The sequence below is a fragment of the Shewanella oncorhynchi genome (assembly GCF_030848765.1).
GTDB lineage: Bacteria > Pseudomonadota > Gammaproteobacteria > Enterobacterales > Shewanellaceae > Shewanella > Shewanella oncorhynchi.
The window spans coordinates 4039877-4060994 of the sequence record NZ_CP132914.1; the positions used below are offsets into that span (position 1 = coordinate 4039877).

A 21118-nucleotide genomic window follows, 5' to 3' on the forward strand; every position below is an offset into this window, starting at 1 on the left:
TAACCGGGCGTATGTCACAAAAATCAACAAAACGAGACAAGTCGCCGCACACTCACACCTAAGGTAGATCGAGATCACAGTCGTTAATGTTAAATTTTTACAAATCGCTATCAGTCGCAAACACGCATAAAAAACGGCTCATCCAGATTCAACTCCGAAGTGAGCCGCTAACGATTAAAGCGCAAAATCTGACTTATGGTTTTTGTAGTGTCAGTTCAGTCGTCGACACTACAGCTGGGGCTATGTCAGCCTCTTTGAACAACAAAGGACGGAAGCTTTTAGCACTCGAGTACAAGATACTTTGATCAGCAAACGCAGGCGTTAAAATATTACTCGACTCAGAGTAAGTTAAAATCCCCCGCGCCACAGGCCCCTCATCGGTAAAGTTCACCGCCATCATCCAACTCGACCCGTAACGCACTTGATACCCTTTCGCCGTTAAGCCAGAACTCATCGCCTTGCCTGTGACTACATCCATCACAGCAGCGTATTTGTGCTGCGGGATCAAAGTGTCATCACCCGACAAACTGGTTGAAAACACATTGAATCCACCTTCAGCATTATGACTACCCGGCCAAGGTAAACGCGACCCGCTTGGCGTTCCATCTGGCAGCGATTTCTCCACAAATTGCACATCCCCTAATGGTGCATCTAAGGCAAAGCCTGCGGCCTCAAGGTTAAGCGCACTGTGAGCCAAGGCCTTTAAGGCACTACCATCCGTAGTCAAGGTTTTAGGTGTCGTTGCCGCATTAGCGGGATCGAATCCTTGGGTCAACATGGTTGTTTGGCTGAATAGATGGGCAAATTCACGTAGTAAAGCACCACCTTTACTGTCGTTATCTTGCTTAGCGTTCCACGCCTTTAATGCCGCACAAGCCGAAGAGACATCCTTAGATAAACTCGCCGACACTACCACAGGTGTACTGCCTTGGGCATCACACTGGGCAATCAAGTCAGGCAGCACTAACTCGGCGAGATAACTGCGATTCGACAGCACAGCCGCTTCGAGTTCTTCCAAGCTGAACTTGCCATCAGCCCCCGCGGCGTCCTGCATTAAACTCAAGCCCATCCGTGTACGTAGTGATAGCTGTCCAGCCTCTGCGCCGTACATAGGCGAGAAGTAAGTCAGCGGTTCATTCAAGTTAGTCGACCAAAAGGAGTCATTGGAGTTTTGCACAAAGTCGCTGCGCTCAAGCTTGGGCGCACGCTCATAGGGCGTTGGACCATCGAAGCTAAACAGTGAAGTGTTGCCGGGTAAAATCGTAAATCCGGCCTTAGCCTTAGCCGCTTTAATATCCGGTGAGGTTTTTAACAACACAACTGCCGATTCAGATAATCCTGGCACAGTTGAGTCGTCGATATAGAAAGCATTGCCCTCTTTATCGGCGTACATAGTGTTATTGAAGATGACGCCATCGTAGTCCTTAAATGCCTGTTGGAACTCTTCTTTGTTCGTGGCCATGTTCATGGCTAACCAATGGTCAACAGAGTCCATAGTCCCCATATTGGCATCTTGGATCATAAAGGCACTGCCATCATCCCAACCAAAAGGCGCTAAAGCGGGAGGAGCTTCGACCATAGGGCCTTTGGCCGTAGTATAAATATCTTTCTCGGCGACCAGCATGCCCGCAGGACCTGCATTCACTAGAACCGATACTGTCTCTTTGGTGATCGGCATAGGTTTACCATCAAACAAATACTGCATCCGATCACCCGAGACTAACTCAAGGTTATACATCACAAAATGCTCAGCGGTAGAGAAGGTATGAGTCCAAGCGAGATCTTTATTGAAACCAATATTAATCGGTCCTGGCATACCCACTAACGAGCCGCCCATCATATCTAAATGCCCTGGGATCGTAATATGGGATTGCCAAAAACGCAGGTTACCCGTATGCGGGAAATGCGGATTACCTAGCACCATGCCCTTACCATTTTCGGTTTTATCCTTGCCTAAACCCCAACCATTTGAACCTAAATCGCGGGGATTGGTTTCTGGTGTCGTGATACGAGCCGCGCGGGCAATCAACTTAGACTGCATATCGGCCACAAACGCAGTTTGGTCTTGGCTAGGCGCGGGCCCAACGATACGCGGCATGTATTCCTGTGCATCTCCTGGGTTCGCGTAAAAAATCAGATCGAGAAAGTTAGCTGCGCCCGGTAATAAGGCGATAGAAAACAAATAAGTCACCACATCTTCTGGCACTATGGGTTTCACCCAAGGCTGACCGCCACAGAAAGGTTCTGCCGTTTGTGTGCCCGCTTCGACATCAGCAAGATATTGGTTATAACCAGAGGTAAAACCTTGGATAAGTGCCCGAGAGTTTTCACTAAATTTCGGCCATTTTTCTTCGGCTTGCGCTCTGATCTTTAGCGCTTTATAGGCAAAATCTGAGATAAGGTTACCGTTATCTTCCGCCGTGGGTTGACCCGTAGTGAAGTCAATCGACGCATGGGGACCAAAGTACATAGAACGCTGTGAGTTCGCCTTGATAAAACCATCGGCTAATACACATAAGTTGTCCTGTGCCTGCGCATAACCGCTACCAAAACCTAAACTTTCTAAGTTGTCAGCTTGGATATGCGGCACGCCATAGGTCGTACGGCGAATACTGGCTTTGAGTAAACCATTGGGGGCAAAAGTTTGCAGTTGAGTTTCAGGTTCGGTAGGCGTAGTGCTATCTTCGCTATCGTTACAGCCGGTCAGTATTACACCGCAGGCCATTCCCATAGCAATCACGAGTTTGTTGAATTTCATTATTATTATCTCTTGGTTTTGGTTCCTTCAATGACATAGCCTTACTGCCTATTCCAGCCCAAATTACTGAAGGAGCAATAGTTGCATGTCGCTTCCTAGTCCCTAAGGCTGGCTATTGCCTCCCCTACTGTTGGCTTTTTTACTGAGCTTCGCCGACGACTGTGGCAGAATAGAAAACCCAAACACTTAGACACCTCAGACCATTTAAGCAATGATTCAAACGAGCGTCCACATTAAAATCCAAAATAAATAACTTATATGCAACAAAACATTATTAAGATAAAAGTGGGTTCTAAAAACCCAGTAAAAATCAACGCGGCAACTAACGCCATGGCACAGCTGTTCCCTGAGAGCATCATAGAAGCCAGCAGTATGGATGCCCCTTCTGGTGTTGCGGCGCAGCCAATGACAGATCTCGATACTCGCCAAGGGGCGATCAATCGGGTGCGCTATTGTCAACAGCAGGACCCGCAAGAGACTAAAGCCGACTACTATTTTGCGATGGAAGGCGGTGTCGATTGTTTTGACTTTGGTCCTGCCACATTCGCCTATATCGCGATTGGCCATAAAGACCAGCTTGCCATTGGCCGCAGTGCGATTTTACCTTTACCAATGCAAGTTTATCGGGCATTAGAAGCGGGGGAAGAACTCGGGGATGTCATGGATAGGTTGTTCAATACAATCAATATTAAGCAAAAAGGCGGTGCCATAGGTTTACTCACCCACGGCCATGCGACCCGTGAAAGTAATTACACCCAAGCGATTATTCTCGCCATGGCGCCATTATTGAATCCTGATATTTACACAGTCGATTGTTAGTAATATGTTGCAAGAGGAATTAAAGCCCGCTAACTTAGTTGTGACATGCAACCAAACCTATTCGACTATGGCTCAAACAAACGCACCTTTGGCTCAAGATCCCGCGAAGCCTGTGACTCAAACTAAGCAAACGACTGAGTCAGGCTCATCCGCCCAACTCAGGCATTTGTCTCGCTATCTGGTGAGAAATTTAGGCATGCTCAACGCCGCCTTTGGGGATTTACCCCTTTCGCCCGTGCAAGCCCATGCCCTGTTTGAGATAGGCAAGCAGCCCCTGACCATCAAAGAGCTTGCAAGCAAACTCAGCATTGATAAGTCCAATGCGAGCCGCGCTATCAAGCATTTGATCGATAAACATCTTGCCCAGAGTCAGGTGCACCCACGGGACAGTCGCTGCTTAGTTGTGCAACTGACACCTGCGGGTAAGAAGTTACTCGTTAAATTGGATACTCAGCAGAATCAATTATTCCAAGGGATCTTAGCCCAACTGACTCCATTGCAAACTTCACAAATCGAAGAGGCCCTCGTGTTATATAACCAAGCCGTACATAACGCCAAGCAGCAAAGTGGTTGCCACATTCGCCAAGCCACAGCCCAAGATGATGCCGCAATTGCCAAAGTCATCCGCGATGTTTCGGCCGAATACGGCTTAACCGCAGATAAAGGCTATAGCGTGGCAGACCCGACCTTAGATTGCCTAAGCCAGATCTACTCCCAAGCAGGCGCCAACTATTGGATTATTGAATTAGAGGGCCGCATTTTAGGCGGCGCCGGTATTGCGCCTTTAGCTAACAATGATGGCGTCTGCGAACTGCAAAAAATGTACTTTATGCCAGAAATCCGCGGCAAAGGACTCGCAAAACGCGTAGCGTTAATGGCACTCGATTTCGCCCGCGAAACGGGTTATCAAAGCTGCTATTTAGAAACCACCGCTGTACTAAATGAAGCCGTAAAACTCTATGAGAAATTAGGCTTTGTACATCTGTCGGCTCCCCTAGGGAACACAGGCCACGACGCCTGCGAAATGCCGATGCTGCTAGATCTTAATCAATAGGATATGAAGCAGAATTCCAATCAAAGTAACAATGCCAAACATGTCATCATGCAACTTGTTTGGCATTATCAATTTGTATCACAAAATGTTATTCAAACAGGATCATTTTAATTATCAGTCTTAGGGCATAGTTTTTCTTAACTTAAATGCATTAATATATGGCAATTTTACCTCACTCAATTTTTAATAAATTGAAAGGTGTTTGATACCATTTTGTTAACGGCATTAAATAGGGAACATTATGCTCAGTTGGATTTTTAGTGATAAGAAACTCACACTTCGGGAAATATGCCTAGATAACACGCTTTCGACCTCGGCTAAAATAAAGAAAGTTGATCAATTTCTTGCCGATAGTGGAGATCTCAACTTTATTGATCTCAATGTTTCGCCCTGCAATATATTAGTTCCACTATCTTGCAGTCCTCAGTCCGATTTAGTGCTTATAAAATACTTGCTCAGCAAAGGCGCTAAAATCGAATGTAATGGTTTCAGTGCATTGCATTCGGCTATTGAATATAACAACTCAGAACTCGTTACCCTATACCTAGACTCTAGTGCCAATCTTTACTTTCAAAATCAATATAACAATTGCTGGCTCAACTATCTATTTCATCCTAATCCGCAATATATCTATCAACACCATCAACGTAGAGATATGATCGATCTTCTACTTGCAGCTAACTTAGATATCAATAAACCGGTGAGTTTCTGGACCAATGGTGAAGTAAACCACCCGCTAGAAATATTATATGATGAACGCAATAAAGATCTATTCCTGCATATCATTAATAAAGACATCCCATTAGAAATAGGTAAATTAAGTCTAATTGAAAATATTATTTCCTCGAGCGGATTCTGGGGGATTGAAGCCTTTGCTCCTTTAGTAAAACGCTTTCCTGTATTTAAAAAGTCCCGTTATATTATGGCCAACGACAGCAGCTTCTGGGACGATGCTAATCTATTAGAACTATGCGTTTACGCCAAAGCGCAAGACTACACTGAATACCTGTTAGACCATTATCCGCAGCTCAAAGCCGACTCCCACGCCAAAAGTTTGGTCTATGCGGCATTGACCTCAGAATTTGACCTTAGGATTATCGAAAAACTGATTAAGGCCACCGTCGATATCAATCGCATCTATAGGATGACACCGCCTGATGCCGACCATTCACCCTTACTCAACCAATATATTAATAATGCCCAATTTACCGATCCGAATAAACGGAGCTACATCTACCAAGCCCTTGAACTGTTGCTCAAATATGGCGCTAATCCAAATGCCGAATTTGTGAATACGGGTAAACCCTATGAGATGTTAGTCTGGTCGAATTTACGACTATTGGTTTATCCAATGGTCGAAAAGAAAACCTTTCTGCCCGAGTTTTTCGATCTATTCCTGCAATATGGTATGGATATCAATAAAAAATTTGGGGCGGTGGATGAACCAACCTTACTCACTATCTGCCAGCGTGGTTCAGGGAAAGAAGATCAAGCAACGCTTATCCAAGTGATGGAATATCTGCTCACCAAGGGGCTAGATTTAAGCCTCACCAATATCTACAACACTAACTATGTGTCCGCGGCAGCCATCTCCTGTCGAATCCAACTACTTGAATGGCTCATTCACCAAGGCGGGGATATTTTTACCCATTGCGGCCACGATAATTCGCCCATTCTACACAAGGCGATTTCGACCTACTGGTGGGATGAAATTACCGGCCCTATGCGGCGAAAAACCGTAGAACTCTTACTGCGCCATGGAGCAAAGTTAGAAGAATTCTCAGTAGATGAGCAATTTACGCCATTAATGTGCGCCAGTTACTACGGCGCACAGTCCTGCGTAGAGGCGCTACTCGAACATGGCGCCAACCCCAATGCCATCAATGCCGAAGACACCACGCCAGCCCTTTGCGCTGTGATAGGCGGCAGTTCAATCGAGTTCCCCCGCTTTGAATCAACGGCGGTGCGGATCTTAAGACTTTTGCAGCAATATGGCGCCGACTTAACCGTGACCAATAGCTTCGGCAATAGCCCGCTAATAGCGGCTATTGAGCAAGAATATAAAGAGATTTTCGAAGCGCTGCTGCAAATAGCCTCCTACAGTGAAACTCAGCTTGAGCAAGCACTCAGCAAAGCCCTGCCGCAAAGCTATTTCCAGCGCCGCCTGCTACAAACACTGGGGCGCGAGATACCGCCAGCCCCCACAGCCATAGCCCACAATCGCGCAATACCAGCAACAGCTTCGAGCAACGCCGATCCTATGACGGCCAAACCGCAAGCATCTGAGGTGAATGTAATACCTGCCCCCGTCAAGCAAACCAAATTAGAGGTGAGTAATGCGGCGGCAAATCGAGATCAAATCCCAACGCTATTCGATCTCAAAACCAAAGTGCAGAGCTTTTTTAAACTGATCGCCACCGATCCGACGATCACAGTTGAGCAACTCAATTCGGTGAGAGTCCTTATTGATCAATTGATAGAAAAGCTCGACAACTTTAGCTTTTTCCGCAATCAAGCGACAAAGGCCGAATTTGAGGAAGGTGTTCAGGAATATATCGATGAAACCGTCGAAGAAATTAACGAAATTATCGAGGATGATTATCCAGCGCTTACCGAAGCCTTAGTCGATTCAGTTTGGACGATTTTGCAGTACTTTAGGGTTGAGATTGATATCGAGACCGCACTTAGAAAGCGCTTTTGGTAACGATTAGCACCTTAACTGCCAACGAGTACCAAGCATAAAGCCCTAACTTTGGGGCTTTATGCTTTCGAGACTCACACCATCTGACTTAGCCGCCTATTAGCCAACATAATGGAGAGACTTAAGGCTTAACATTAGACGTTTTAACAAGCAGTAACTGGCTACGAATGATTTGACGTATCTGATTATGCAGTTCAAATACTCGAGCGCGATCATTAAGATTTAGCGATAGATTTTCCAGCATCACCAGATCCAAATTAAATTCGGGATAATGCAGTGTCATCGACATATAGCCAGATAAATAGCCCGTATGACTGTATTCGACGAGGCCATCATCCTTATTGATCCTCACACCATAGCCATAGCGCATATTTGGCCATAAGAATTGGATCTCGGTATACGCCGTTGTCATCCGTTGATAACTCTTTGCGCTCATCAACTTGCCAGAGTGTAATAGATGCTGAAAGGCGGCATAAACTGGCGCAGAGGTAATTAATCCCCCTGCGGGCAACAAAGCTTCATCAAGCACTAAGTCAGCAGGGGCAATCACCTCGCTTTCCTGTAAACCTACGGCGAGTGAAGGCACTTTGGCGTGAATCGCCTCAATACTGCCAAGCTCAGCACTCAAGCCATTAAGCTGGTATCGCGTTGCAAACTGCGCCACTTGCTCGGCAAAGGATTGGTGATTAACCTTCTCAAGCACTTGCCCAAGCAGTGAATAACCAAAGTTGGAGTATTCAAATTGGCTACCCGGCTCGAATCGATTGGCCTTACCCAGTTTATCGACACCCGATGTATGCGTCAGCAATTGGTGCAGCGTAATCCGCGCGTCATAACGACTGGAATTTAAAGCGTTTGCACTTGAATTTGTACCCGCCACAGTGCCTTTTAGCGCCTTATTATTCCCTTCTGCATCACCAAAAAGATAATGATTAAGCGATAGGTTTAAGTCGAGTTTCCCCGCATCGAGTGCCTGCAATATCAAGGTTGCAGTAATCTGCTTAGAGAGCGACGCCATCACAAAACGCGAATCTTGACTAATACCTTCGCCCTTTTGCAGTTCAAACTGCGGCTTGCCCTGCTCAAGCAGGATAACACTGCCACTAAATGGCTGCGGCGAATCCTTTATTGCGGTTTGGATTAAGGTCTTGATCTCCGCCACCTTCGATACTGAAGATGCGGTTTGGCTTTCAACGGCAATCGAGTTACTGCCTTGCCCGATTTGCTCTTGTTCAGCACCTGTTTCTAATAACAGACCAAAACTATTGGCACTTGGGAATAATAAAAAACCAGTCAACAGGGTACTGATAACACTCAAACGCATGGGTTATCCTTAACGTAATTAACAAATAATGCTGCCTGCTAGAAAAAAGCAAGCTTATCACAAGCGCTTTTTATGGATAATACAATTTAATCTTTACAATTGAATTATAAAGGAAATATTCCATATAAAAATGACACAACAAAGTGATACCTAGGGTGACGAAGCTAATCCGAGCAGTATAAACCAAGTGGCAGTCTGCCCCAGTTTGTAGACTGAATATCTCAAGTTGCAGCTAATACACATTTAAAATGGCTATAAAACGACAATAGTAATAATTATCGCACCTAACATATATAAGCCTGCAGAAAGTGATATCGATTTTAGTGGGCTAAGCTCCTCAACTTCCAACGTCTGTATATCTTCAATTTTGACTAGTTGCCCTTCTCCCTCGATCTGCTGTTCCGTTGCACTTTCGACTTGAAATTCCATTTGTTCGCCAGATATTGTGGTGACTTTGACCTTTTCACCTATGTAGCTGGATACCGATTGAGAATCCAATTTAACTTCATTGAGTGAAGAGCATGCGCTGAGGGAGAAACAGATAAGTGATACTACTGCTAACTTTTTCAAACAAGCCTCCTATCCTACAACTATTACATCCATGATAAGTTATACCTGTAGACATAAGCATTTAGGTATAAGCTACTCAGCTTACGGAGTTTCGCCCACAAGTTAAAGAAACCTAGGCTAAATCCACTTAAATTAAATCCTTTGGATGAGGTTAAATAGCGATCAAATGAGCACTGAACTCATCGATGCGGTTAAAGCCAAAGATACGCTTGCTGTAAAGCGTATTATTGCCAATGGCGCTAATCTTGAAGGCGTGGACAATGGCGGGATGACGGCACTCTTGCATGCCTGTGAGTTGCAGTCTTTTGAACTGCTCAAATTATTGGTGGATGCGGGGGCCAATGTGAATCATCCAAACTCGCAGGGGTATCATCCGCTCGATATTGCTTACTGGCAGGGGGAGTTTCGCATGGGATGCTATACCGCTGAGAGTGAGCGCATGGTGAGCTATTTAACCCGCCACGGCGGCAAATCCTTTAGCTAGGTGAGGTGCTAAATAGCATCAAGATGCGAAAGCTAAAAACTGCGAAATGATAAAAAGCCCTATAAACAAAAATCGCGTTAAGCTGGGCCTAACGCGATTTTTTATTACTCACTTACAACCTAATCACCAAAGTCATCGAGTAGGATGTTTTCTGGTTCAACGCCTAGGCTTTCAAGCATCTTAATCACTGAAGAGTTCATGATTGGAGGACCACACATGTAGTACTCGCAGTCTTCTGGTGCCTTATGATTTTTAAGATAATTCTCATAAATCACATTATGAATAAAGCCAGTGTAGCCAGTCCAATTATCCTCAGGCAATGGCTCAGATAACGCCACATGCCAAACGAAGTTGTCATTCTCGGCCGCTAGGGCATCGAAATCCGCTTGGTAAAACACTTCACGGGTCGAACGAGCACCGTACCAGAAGCTCATTTTACGTGTGGTTTTCTTACTCTTAAGCTGATCGAAAATGTGTGAACGCATAGGTGCCATGCCAGCACCGCCGCCGATGAACACCATTTCCGCATCGGTTTCCTTCACAAAAAACTCACCGAATGGCCCAGAAATGGTCACTGTATCGCCCGCTTTCAGATTGAAGATGTAAGATGACATCTTACCCGCTGGCACATTGGCCGATGGCGGCGTCGCAATCCGCACGTTCAGCATAATGCGACCCTTTTCATCGGGATAGTTGGCCATAGAGTAAGCGCGCAACACTTCTTCATTAACGGTAGAGACAATGTCAAACAGACCGTATTTGTCCCAATCGCCACGGTATTTTTCAGGAATATCAAAGTCAGCGTATTTCACCACATGGGCTGGCGCTTCAATTTGAATATAACCCCCTGCTTTAAAGCGAACATCTTCACCTTCGGGTAACTCAAGCAATAACTCCTTGATAAAAGTCGCCTTGTTATCATTAGAGATCACCTGACATTGCCACTTCTTCACCCCAAAGATTTCTTCGTCGAGCTCAAGTTCCATATCGGTTTTCACTGAGACTTGGCAGGCGAGACGACAACCTTCTTTAGCCTCTTTCTTGGTGATATGGCCCATTTCAGTCGGCAGAATGTCACCGCCGCCCGATTTGATTTTCACTCGGCACTGACCACAGGTTCCGCCGCCACCACAGGCAGACGGAATAAAAATACTCTGACTCGCCAAAGCGCCGAGTAACTTGTCACCCGCGGCAACTTGAATGCTTTTTTCGGCATCTTCGTTGATGCTGATCGTCACTTCACCCGTAGCCACTAATTTCTTTTTGGCGATTAGAATCACTATCACCAATAGACAGACCACTAGCGTGAACATGCCTATGCCAATTGCCATTTCCATCGTATTACCCTTTTCTAGCTCTTTTCTAAAAAGAATCTGGTTTCACTTTCTCAATTCTTGGCTCGCCTACTGTAGCGTTACAGCGAGATCCCTGAGAAAGACATAAAGCCCAGCGCCATCAAGCCTGTAGTAATAAAGGTGATACCAATACCTTGTAAGCCTTCGGGAATCGCGTTGAATTTCATTCTTTCGCGCAGTCCCGCCAGCAGTACAATCGCCACCGCCCAACCAAGACCCGAGCCCATAGCAAACACCACTGACTCACCGAAGTTGTAATCACGGTTCGCCATAAAGATCACCCCGGCAAAAATCGCGCAGTTCACTGTGAGCAAAGGTAAGAAGATCCCAAGGGAGTCATACAGGCTAGGAATGTACTTATCCAAAAACATTTCAAGGATTTGCACTAACGCCGCAATCACACCAATGAAAGTGATCAGTTGCAGGTAACTTAAATCGATACCGGGTAATCCCGCCCAAGACAGTGCGCCAGGTGCGAGCACTTTGACGTAAATCAGCTGGTTTAACGGCACGGCTAAGGTCATCACCACAATCACAGCGACACCTAGACCAAAGGCGGTTGACACCTTTTTAGACACGGCCAAGAAAGTACACATACCCAAGAAGAACGACAGCGCCATGTTGTCGATAAAAGTGGCCTGCAAAAATAGATTTATATAGTGTTCCATATCTGCTCCTTAACCCCGTTTCCGCTGGATCACATTGATAGTCCAGATCAACACACCAATCAGGAAGAAGGCGCTCGGTGGTAACTTGAACATCTCGTTTGGCAAGTACCAGCCGCCATTTTCGATGGTGGTGAACACAGGGTGACCGAATAAATTACCCGTCCCTAACAGTTCGCGTACAAAGGCGACACTGATCAAAATCAAGCCATAACCTGTCGCATTACCAAGCGCATCGACGACCGCTAAATGCGGTGGATACTTCATGGCGAAGGCTTCTGCACGGCCCATGATGATACAGTTGGTGATAATTAACCCAACGAATACAGAAAGTTGCTTAGATAACTCATAGGCTACATCCTGCAGAACCATGTCGACGATAATCACCAAGGAGGCGATAACCGTCATCTGCGCGATAATCCGCACACTGGTCGGGATAAAGTTACGGATGGCAGAGATAATCAAGTTAGAAAACACCAACACAAAGGTCACTGCCAGTGTCATCACCACAGCGGTTTGCATTGAGTTACTGACCGCCAATGCCGAACATACGCCCAGCACTTGCATTGCGACGGGGTTATTGGCAAACACTGGCCCCGTTAACATGTCACGCATGGATAAAGTGTTGCTCATTTTGCCTCTCCCAACTCACCTTGCAATTCACCCTGCGCTGCCGACGCTTTCAGCTGGTTGAAGAAGGTTTGAAAACCTTCAACGCCAAACCAAAACTCCATTGCGCGCTGCACGCCGCGGCCCGTCATGGTCGCGCCACTCACCGCATCCACACCGTGAAGATCGCCTTCTTTAACGCCACCCTTTACAAGACGTATCGCAAATTTGCCTTTTTCATCAAATAATTGCTTACCCTTCCACAACGATAACCAATGGGGATCGGTCACAAAGTCGCCGATACCAGGGGTTTCACCATGTTCGTACACGACTAGCCCTTTAATGGTGTTGAAATCGGGTTCAACCGCCACATAACCGTAGATCATCGACCACAGACCTTTACCGTAGAAAGGCACAACCACGCTGTCTAACTTGCCGTTGGCATCGAGCACTTTAAACACGCGGGCATCGTTCGCACGGGTTTTAATCTTGGCAATATCTTTTTTCGGCGCACTTGAAGTCTCAGGATTAATTGCCGCCATACGCTCATCGAAATCGAGGACGTTAGCGTCTGAGTCCACCTTGCCTGTGTCTAGGTTGATCAATAATGGCTTAACAGATTTAGCAAAAATCTCTCTAAACTCATTGCCCTGACCTAAGTTCACATCGGCGGCCATCAACACATAGCGCTGCACTTCGTCACGTTTTTTGGCGACTTTACGTTCTTTCAATATGCCTGCTGTGCCTGTGATCATAAAAGAGCACAGGAGGCAGAGCGTGATGGTGAAGATCATGGTCCCCACCACAGTATCTTTCTTAAATACCATGACGTTTTAATCTCCGTTTGATGTTGGCGCGGGCCACCAGATAATCGAACAGCGGCGCCCAAAGGTTGGCGAACAGAATGGCTAACATCACGCCCTCAGGCATTTTGGGGTTAGCAACACGGATAAGCACAGTCATAAAACCAATCAAAGCACCGTAGGCAAACTTGCCTTGACGAGTGTACGAAGTGGTCACAGGATCGGTGGCCATAAACATCATTGCTAGCGCAAAACCGCCAGCGACAAGATGCCAAGTCCACGGCATTGCCATCATTTGATTGCTGCTAGAACCGATGTAATTACACAGCGTTGCTGTCGCTATCATGCCCAGCAACACACCGAGCACAATGCGCCAATCCGCTAAGCGGCTGATCAGCAATAATGAACCGCCGATCAAAATCGCTAAGGTGCTGGTTTCGCCAATCGCGCCCACGGTAAAGCCAAAAAAGTTGTTCCACCAGTTAGGATCGCTAAAGGCGCTAAACCAAGAGTAATCGGCAAAACTCAACTTGCCCGCTGCAGTTTGTGCCAGCGCTGTTGCACCAGAGAAACCATCAACGGCAACGAGCTGTTTAATGGTTGAAACTTCAGATGGATAGGCGAAGTAGATAAAAGCCAAGCCCGCCAACGCAGGGTTAAGGAAGTTATATCCCATGCCGCCAAACAGCTCTTTAGCCACAACCACACCAAAGGAAATCCCCATGGCCACCAGCCACAACGGTGTCGATACTGGCAAGATTAAGGTAAACAGCAGGGCCGTCACGAAGAAGCCTTCGTGCAACTCTTGACCACGAACCCGCGCAAACACCACTTCCCAAAACAAACTGGTGAGTAGTGCTGTCAGGTAAATCGGCAGATAAAAACTAAGACCATAGAGGAATAAACCTAATATCCCAGTGTCTTGGCTAAGGCTGCCAAACAGGGTATTAAAGATTTCTAACTTCCAAATATCTGGCGTCGATAATCCGCCCGCGAGCGCAAGCTGTGCCTGTAGGCCAATGTTATATAGACCGAATAAAATGGCGGGCAGTAAACACAAACCGACTAGCGTCATGGTACGTTTCACGTCAATCGCGTCACGCACATGCACTTGGCCCTTAGTGCTACGACCATTAGCAATGACGAGTGAGCGCAAAAAGCCCTTCATCGACTTACCCGTTGCGTAGTACTCTTGTTGTAAATCAGAGGCGTCCTGTAAATCAGGTTTTTTCACTTGTTTGGTCATTAACCTTCCCTCTCAATAACATCTAGACAGGCACGTAATTCTTTACCAAAGTCATATTTGCCGGGACATACGAAGGTACACAGCGCCAGATCTTCTTCATCTAACTCCAATGCACCTAAGGCCTGCGCCTCATCGGTATCACGCACCACTAAGTCTCGAACGAGTAAGGTGGGTAAAATATCCAGTGGCATCACGCGATCTAACTGACCAAAAGCCATCATGGCGCGAGCTGAACCGCCCTGATGAGTCGTAAACTCGAACAATTTAGTCGCCCCAAACAGACGTGATGTTACGGCACGAGTGATGGAGAATTTATCAGAACCACCACGCACCCAAGGGAGAACATGGTGCTGCGAATCTTCGCTCAACACTGACACTTGGTTGTGGAATCGGCCTAAAAAGTCATGTACGCCCGCCGCGGTATGGCCAGATAACACAGATCCCGATACCACGCGGTTATGGCCAGGTTTGATTTCATCACTCACTAAGGCACTTAGCTCAGCGCCCAATTGAGTGCGCAGTAAACGCGGGTTCAGCACGCTCGGGCCACCTAAGGCGACGATGCGGTCGGTATACAACTCACCGGTTTGGAATAACTTGCCGTAGGCAATCACATCTTGATAACCGATATGCCATACCTGACGTTCTAAACTCACTGGCAAGGTAAAGTGAATATGAGTGCCCACTAAACCCGCAGGATGAACACCATCAAAACGGCGCACCTCAAGTTGTGGTAATGCTTCTTTAACAATCGCTTCGCCCTTATCCTGGCACAGGTAAACCTTGCCTTCGGTTAAACGGCTCAACACCAGCAAGCCAGCTTTAAAAGCTTCGGTTTGCTCGGCGATGATCAAACGGGGATCAGCGGCCAGTGGATTAGTATCGATAGCGGTGACGAAAATACCTGCTGGCGTGCTATCGAGCGCAGGCACGCGCGAGAAAGGCCGAGTACGCAGGGCAGTCCATAGACCACTCTTCACCAACTGGTCTTGAACGGTTGGTCGAGGGAGAGCGGCAATGTCTTGATGGATATCGAAAGAAATCTGCCCATCGCGGTTTTCACCGTCATCACAACGAATGACGACTGATTGTAGAATTCGACGCTCGCCGCGGTTAATCGCTACGACTTGGCCACTAGCGGGTGCAGTGAACAACACACCAGGCGTTTTTTTATCTTCAAATAGGGCTTGGCCCTTTTGAACAAAATCACCCTCTTCGACCAACATCGTCGGCTTAAGCCCAATGAACTCTTCTCCCAGAACAGCCACTTGGGATGGCTTAGCACCGAGTTCAATGACCTGTCGCGGCTCACCAACAATCGGCAAGTCGAGGCCTTTTTTGATCGTTACAATTTGGTTTGAAAAATCTGCCATCACAAATATCAACCATGAAAAATTTTTAGATAAATTTAGGGTAGAGATTTGTTAACGCAGATTCCGATATTGGCGTCACATTCCGCTGCAAATTCGTAAGTTAGATACGTAAATTTACGCAATTTTGTGACACAGATTCACATCCTTACTTACTGTAATCTGCAAATGTAGTTTTATAACAATTTATTCATAAATACGTCATTACTGATTTAGTAGTACCTAAGGTTTACAAAAATAAGCCAAAATCTCCATTTCAGTGCAGTAAAGCGCTAAAACCGTTAAAAGAGCAACTCAGCGAACAAACTTCAACCAATGGCATGCCTCAAAATTGGGCAGGATGGCTAAACTTGCTGGCTATTTTTAGCGCACTAACATTTCAACCTATGGTTTAACCTTTGCTTTACAGCAAAAGCTTGGTAGCCTCAAACTAAGAGAGTTTCCGTAGGAGAAATAGATGGAATACAGACGCATACCGCATTCTAATCTTGAGGTCAGTAAAATTTGTTTGGGCACTATGACTTGGGGCGAACAAAATACCCAAGCCGAAGCGTTTGCACAGCTGGACTACGCCATAGGCAATGGCATCAACTTTATCGATACGGCGGAAATGTATCCCGTACCACCTAAACCGGAAACCCAAGGGGAAACCGAGCGTATCCTAGGGCAATATATTAAGGCCCGCGGTAACCGAGACGACTTAGTGATCGCCACTAAAATTGCCGCACCGGGGGGTAAAAGTGATTACATTCGCAAAAATATGGCGCTGGACTGGAACAACATCCACCAAGCGGTCGATGCATCTTTAGCACGCCTCCAAATAGACACTATCGACCTTTATCAAATCCATTGGCCTGACCGTAATACCAATTTCTTTGGTGAACTGTTTTACGATCAACAAGAGCATGAGCATCAAACGCCGATCCTCGAGACCCTAGAAGCGCTCGCCGAAGTGATCCGCCAAGGTAAAGTGCGCTATGTCGGGGTGTCGAACGAAACGCCTTGGGGCTTGATGAAGTACCTGCAACTCGCCGAAAAACATGGCTTGCCGCGTATTGTGAGTGTGCAAAATCCCTATAACTTGCTTAATCGCAGTTTCGAAGTCGGCATGAGCGAAATCAGTCACCGCGAAAACTTGCCATTACTGGCCTATTCGCCACTGGCCTTTGGCGCCCTGACGGGAAAATATTGCAACGACCAATGGCCTGAAGGCGCGCGCCTGACCTTGTTTAAGCGTTTCGCCCGCTATACTGGTTCGCAAATGGCTCTGGAGGCAACAAAAGCCTATGTAGATTTGGCCCGCGAGTTCAAACTCACGCCCGCACAAATGGCGTTAGCTTTTGTTAACTCACGTAAGTTTGTCGGCTCCAATATCATAGGCGCCACCGACTTATATCAACTGAAAGAAAACATCGACAGTTTAAAAGTCACCTTATCGCCAGAGCTATTAGTGCGATTAAACCAACTGTCCGATCAATTTAGATTACCTTGTCCTTAGCCCCTAGGCTTAGTCGGCGAGTTGTTTGAATGACTGACCAATAGCATCGGGTCAATATCCCTGATGCTATTGATTTCAAATAGCTTTAGAGGCATAACTTTTTACCTTTATATCACCTCATCAATGCGCTCTCTCCTCCATTCAATCAAAAGCTACCTATTACTTAGTCTTCTTTATCTTATCCCTGTGGCTTAGCAAAAGGTCATCGTCTTCAGCTCCACGAGCTCACCAGCGCCAGGCTATGCGAGAAGGCTGCAATACATGGTCTAGGTTACATTCGGATACAGAGTCCTTTTAAGAAGTGAAATATAGTGGCATCACAGTCACTAGACAGATGTCTTAAGGATCAAAAAATGAAAAAACTTTGCTTTGTAATCACAAGTGTTTTGATGTCAAGCCACGCTCTTGCTGAAAGCAATACCTACATTCGTAACGGTAATATCTATAGTCATCAAGATCAGTTCTTTGCTGGCGCAGGTGTTGCTACTGGTAGTCAGTTTTATAAGGGTCAAGATCACCAGACAGGTGCCTACCTCAATGGCGGCTACCACGGTGAAGACTTCAACGCCGATCTGTCCGGCATCAACTACCGCTTTTTAGGCACGAACGATAGTGCCGTTAATTTCAGTATCTTTGCCGTTGCCAATCCTGGCTTTGATGCCGATGATGCGGATATTTTAACGGGCATGAAGGATCGTAAATTCAGTGGCGATCTGGGTTTAAACGCCGACATTCATTTAGGAAATGGCACGCTATCAACTAAATTCCAACACGATGTCACCAATATTTATGATGGTTTTCAGGCCGATATCACCTATTACCATCCAATAAATGTAGGCTTCGGTGATCTGGTGCCTTATGCGGGTGTGCACTACTTCAGTAAAGACTTCGCAAACTACTACACAGGTGTGACATCATCTGAAGCTACGGCGCAGCGCCCTGCCTATCAAGCCGACGGCACCTTTGCCTATAAGCTAGGCTACGCTTTGGTTATTCCAGTCACTAAGCATTTAGATATTACTCAAGCCACAGGTTACTCGCACATAGGTGCCAACATGGCAGACTCTCCGCTCATAGACAGTAACAACCAGTGGGTTACTACCCTTGGCGTGAACTATAGCTTCTAAACAACCTGACGAGACAAGACCATGACACTTATCAGAAAAACGTTTTTATGTGCTGGATTAGCTCTGATGCTTTCAGCTTGTGCCACTTCCTACGATACCGAAAAGCAATTTTGGTCTTTCGGTAAAGGATTTGAAACCGCACAGATTGCACCCGATAGCTGGCAGATAAGCTTTGTTGGCAATACCAACACTGATCGCGCATTGGCCCGAAAGTACGTCATGCGTAAGTCAGCAGAGTTATGCAAACAAGCGGGTTATAACTACTTCACTTTTACTCACGAACAAACCGATCGTGATGCAATTGGCCAGTTTGGAGTAGGAGCGAGCGCGAGTAAGGATATCTTGTGGGGGAGTTCGACGATGAATCAAGAAACCTCTGTCATGGTCGAAGTCACAGGTTTACATAGCAAGCCAGAAAATGCGAGTTCCCGCATCTATGAAACAGATTACATACTTAACAATGTCAATGTGAAAAGTTAATTGCTCATCAAAAATGCACCAGTCTAGATTCTCGTTAGGTATCAAGGCTGGTGCGTTTTATTTATAAATCTCTCTGTTCTGCACCAATTCGTTAGGCACTCATTCGTATAGTGAGTTGAGTCATTCTGCCTCTACCTCTAAATCAACTCAGCAGATTAGATGACGCAGATTTAGCCGCATTGCTCGCTTCAGCTCATGTTAAAGAAACAGACAAAAACGACTCAAACCTCGCATTACGCCAATCGTATTAAACCCCAACTTTAAGCTTCAGCCTTGAATTTTAGTGACATGCGAGCCCCACCCAAGTCAGGAGCACGGCCAATACGTAATGGCGAACCCATCCAACAACCAATTCTATCGACAATCGCCAGACCCATGCCATGACCGGAATTTCCGCGGCTATGCTGACCACGCACAAAAGGTTTAATCACTTGAGCAGATTCCTGTTCATCTATGCCAGGGCCATCATCGTCAACGTGTAACCACGCAATCCCATCTTCCAATGCCAACATCAACCGGATATTGGCACGGCCAAAACGCAGCGCATTACTGAGCAAGTTATTCACCTGCATTGACAAGTACTTAGGATCTATTTTGATATTTAGCGGTATTGGGCAGGTGATGAGTTCCACTGAAAACCCTGAGTATACTTGGCCTTGATACTTTTCCAGCAACCAAGTATTAAGCTCAATAGGTTGCCAATCAGGTTGGATATTCGCTTCATCGAGACGGGCATAGCTGAGCAGTGTCATGACCAACTCTTCCATAGTGTCCAGATCGCGGTTCAATCGCTGAAAATACTTCACCCTAAGTTGTTCGCTTTGGGTTTCTTCTAATGCCGCAATACCAAATCGCAGCCGCGCAATCGGAGTTTTTAAATCATGGGAAACTGCCCGACTAAGCAATTTATTGTCATCGATCAATTGCTGGATACGATCTGCCATACGGTTGAATTCGCTTTCTATTGTGCCTATGTAGGACGCTTTACTGACCACAATTCGCTGCTGTAATTCCCCCATACCAAATGCTTGAGTCACCTTACTGAGATTAACCAGTTGGCGGATTAAAGGAGACACCCACACCAACAAAATCACCACCACACCGCCATAAAAAAGCATGGTATACAGCTTATTCGCGTTAAAACTCACATCGGCTGGCGTCACTATCTGGGTATTGATATTCAGCACCTGACCCGTTTTAGGCAATAAATAGTGCAAAGAGATGCCGTCATCGGACTCCAGCAGTAATGATTCCCCTGAATAAAACTCTGTCTTTAGGGCTGAGGGTAAGACAAAATCTGCTTCATTCACCAAAGACAATTGATCTGCATTTCGCTGATTCCAGTTGTCTATAAACGCATGATTGGGGGCGGGATCGTTATCTAACGTTTGCGCCAGTGAACCGCCCAGTAGTTTTAATGCCGCGAGGTGAGTTGCTGGGCTAGGCGTTTCATTATCAGGATCAATAAGTGTTGCAAACTCACTTATCGACCAGCCTAGGCTGGCAATGGCCACCAGCACGACCAGCACCAGAGAAGTCATTAACTTCTTCATAAAGCTTGCTCGGCCTCATCGCGGCAAAACAAATATCCCTTGCCACGAATGGTTTTGACTTTATAGGGCTGACTCAACGCTTCCTGCAACTTCTTGCGTAAGCGCGATATGCGAATATCCACCGAGCGGTCTAGGCCATCGTATTCAATACCCCGCAGTTGGGCCACCAATTCATTGCGACTCACTATCGTGCCCGCCTTCAATGCCAGCAGCCACAAAACATCAAACTCATTGGCATTCAAATCCAGCGGCTGTTTATCAATGGTGACTGACTTTGCCGTCGCATTTAACACTAAAGAATCAAACACTAATTGCTGCTTTTGCTCCTCATCACTCACTCGGCGTAACAGGGCCTTTATCCGCGCTAACAGCACCTGTGGTCGAATCGGCTTAGTGAGGTAATCATCAGCACCGGCATCTAACCCGCGGATTTCATCGCCGTCCTCAACGCAAGCCGTCATAAATAAAATGGGCCCAGTATAAAATGCCCTGGCCTCCTTACACACATCGAAGCCATTCTTAACGGGCATCATCACGTCGAGTAGCACTAAGTCAGGCATCTCATCGGCTATCATCTCTAAGGCAAAATCACCTTGGCTAGCCACTGTGACTCCGTAACCGTGATCCAGTAAATAATCACTGATCCACTCTGCCAGTGAGGTATCGTCCTCTACGACTAAGATATGCTTTGCAACTGACATA

Annotated in this window: 18 protein-coding genes; 7 read left to right on the top strand and 11 right to left on the bottom strand. The window is 46.3% G+C overall.

Annotated elements, in window-relative coordinates; all coding sequences use genetic code 11:
- Positions 1-193: 193 nt before the first annotated feature.
- Complete coding sequence (locus RA178_RS17940) at positions 194-2758, bottom strand: acylase (protein ID WP_306683127.1); 2565 nt, start codon at positions 2756-2758, stop codon at positions 194-196.
- A gap of 258 nt (positions 2759-3016) precedes the next feature.
- Between RA178_RS17940 and yjjX the strand changes: the two genes are divergently transcribed.
- From yjjX to RA178_RS17955, 3 genes are all read left to right on the top strand, one after another.
- Positions 3017-3577: an inosine/xanthosine triphosphatase gene (gene yjjX / locus RA178_RS17945; RefSeq protein WP_306683129.1), complete on the top strand. Its 561-nt coding sequence runs from the start codon at positions 3017-3019 to the stop codon at positions 3575-3577.
- 4 nt (positions 3578-3581) lie between these two features.
- Positions 3582-4631 (top strand): bifunctional helix-turn-helix transcriptional regulator/GNAT family N-acetyltransferase, encoded by a 1050-nt coding sequence (locus RA178_RS17950; RefSeq protein ID WP_306683130.1) that lies wholly within the window; start codon positions 3582-3584, stop codon positions 4629-4631.
- Positions 4632-4872: 241 nt separating this feature from the next.
- On the top strand, positions 4873-7335 hold the full coding sequence (locus tag RA178_RS17955) for an ankyrin repeat domain-containing protein (RefSeq protein WP_306683132.1): 2463 nt from the start codon (positions 4873-4875) through the stop codon (positions 7333-7335).
- 118 nt (positions 7336-7453) lie between these two features.
- Here the strand turns inward: RA178_RS17955 and RA178_RS17960 are convergent, their stop codons facing one another.
- Positions 7454-8656, bottom strand: coding sequence for a serine hydrolase domain-containing protein (locus tag RA178_RS17960; protein ID WP_306683134.1), 1203 nt, complete (start codon positions 8654-8656; stop codon positions 7454-7456).
- A gap of 252 nt (positions 8657-8908) precedes the next feature.
- The gene (locus RA178_RS17965; RefSeq protein ID WP_306683136.1) at positions 8909-9226 is read right to left on the bottom strand and encodes a putative periplasmic lipoprotein; all 318 of its coding nucleotides are present in this window, start codon (positions 9224-9226) and stop codon (positions 8909-8911) included.
- Between the two features lie 166 nt (positions 9227-9392).
- On the opposite strand from RA178_RS17965, the gene RA178_RS17970 reads away from it, so the two are divergent.
- On the top strand, positions 9393-9710 hold the full coding sequence (locus RA178_RS17970) for an ankyrin repeat domain-containing protein (RefSeq protein WP_251073434.1): 318 nt from the start codon (positions 9393-9395) through the stop codon (positions 9708-9710).
- A 119-nt stretch (positions 9711-9829) separates the two neighbouring features.
- Here RA178_RS17970 and nqrF read toward each other — a convergent pair whose 3' ends face one another.
- The 6 genes from nqrF to RA178_RS18000 all read right to left on the bottom strand — a co-directional run bounded on the left by nqrF (position 9830) and on the right by RA178_RS18000 (position 15761).
- Positions 9830-11047, bottom strand: coding sequence for an NADH:ubiquinone reductase (Na(+)-transporting) subunit F (gene nqrF, locus RA178_RS17975; RefSeq protein WP_105250115.1), 1218 nt, complete (start codon positions 11045-11047; stop codon positions 9830-9832).
- Positions 11048-11124: 77 nt separating this feature from the next.
- Positions 11125-11733: an NADH:ubiquinone reductase (Na(+)-transporting) subunit E gene (gene nqrE, locus RA178_RS17980; protein WP_105250116.1), complete on the bottom strand. Its 609-nt coding sequence runs from the start codon at positions 11731-11733 to the stop codon at positions 11125-11127.
- A 9-nt stretch (positions 11734-11742) separates the two neighbouring features.
- Positions 11743-12363, bottom strand: a complete 621-nt coding sequence (locus RA178_RS17985; protein WP_028761892.1) for an NADH:ubiquinone reductase (Na(+)-transporting) subunit D — start codon at positions 12361-12363, stop codon at positions 11743-11745.
- Positions 12360-13166, bottom strand: coding sequence for a Na(+)-translocating NADH-quinone reductase subunit C (locus RA178_RS17990; RefSeq protein ID WP_131523704.1), 807 nt, complete (start codon positions 13164-13166; stop codon positions 12360-12362). The genes RA178_RS17985 and RA178_RS17990 overlap by 4 nt, the downstream gene beginning before the upstream one ends.
- Positions 13156-14388, bottom strand: coding sequence for an NADH:ubiquinone reductase (Na(+)-transporting) subunit B (locus RA178_RS17995; protein WP_306683141.1), 1233 nt, complete (start codon positions 14386-14388; stop codon positions 13156-13158). The genes RA178_RS17990 and RA178_RS17995 overlap by 11 nt, the downstream gene beginning before the upstream one ends.
- Entirely contained in the window at positions 14388-15761 is a 1374-nt protein-coding gene (locus RA178_RS18000; RefSeq protein ID WP_306683142.1) for a Na(+)-translocating NADH-quinone reductase subunit A, read from the bottom strand. Before RA178_RS18000 ends, RA178_RS17995 begins: the two co-directional genes overlap by 1 nt.
- 454 nt (positions 15762-16215) lie before the next feature.
- On the opposite strand from RA178_RS18000, the gene RA178_RS18005 reads away from it, so the two are divergent.
- From RA178_RS18005 to RA178_RS18015, 3 genes are all read left to right on the top strand, one after another.
- Positions 16216-17256 carry an NADP(H)-dependent aldo-keto reductase gene (locus RA178_RS18005; protein WP_306683144.1) on the top strand — a complete coding sequence of 347 codons (1041 nt, stop codon included), beginning with the start codon at positions 16216-16218 and terminating at the stop codon, positions 17254-17256.
- A gap of 353 nt (positions 17257-17609) precedes the next feature.
- Positions 17610-18383, top strand: a complete 774-nt coding sequence (gene ompV / locus RA178_RS18010; protein WP_168824821.1) for an outer membrane protein OmpV — start codon at positions 17610-17612, stop codon at positions 18381-18383.
- A gap of 21 nt (positions 18384-18404) precedes the next feature.
- Complete coding sequence (locus RA178_RS18015; protein ID WP_028761861.1) at positions 18405-18863, top strand: CC0125/CC1285 family lipoprotein; 459 nt, start codon at positions 18405-18407, stop codon at positions 18861-18863.
- A 260-nt stretch (positions 18864-19123) separates the two neighbouring features.
- On the opposite strand, the gene RA178_RS18020 is transcribed toward RA178_RS18015, so the two are convergent.
- Both RA178_RS18020 and RA178_RS18025 read right to left on the bottom strand, forming a co-directional pair.
- Positions 19124-20416, bottom strand: a complete 1293-nt coding sequence (locus RA178_RS18020) for an ATP-binding protein (protein WP_131523707.1) — start codon at positions 20414-20416, stop codon at positions 19124-19126.
- Positions 20413-21117 carry a response regulator gene (locus tag RA178_RS18025; RefSeq protein WP_105250123.1) on the bottom strand — a complete coding sequence of 235 codons (705 nt, stop codon included), beginning with the start codon at positions 21115-21117 and terminating at the stop codon, positions 20413-20415. Before RA178_RS18025 ends, RA178_RS18020 begins: the two co-directional genes overlap by 4 nt.
- Position 21118: the final 1 nt, after the last annotated feature.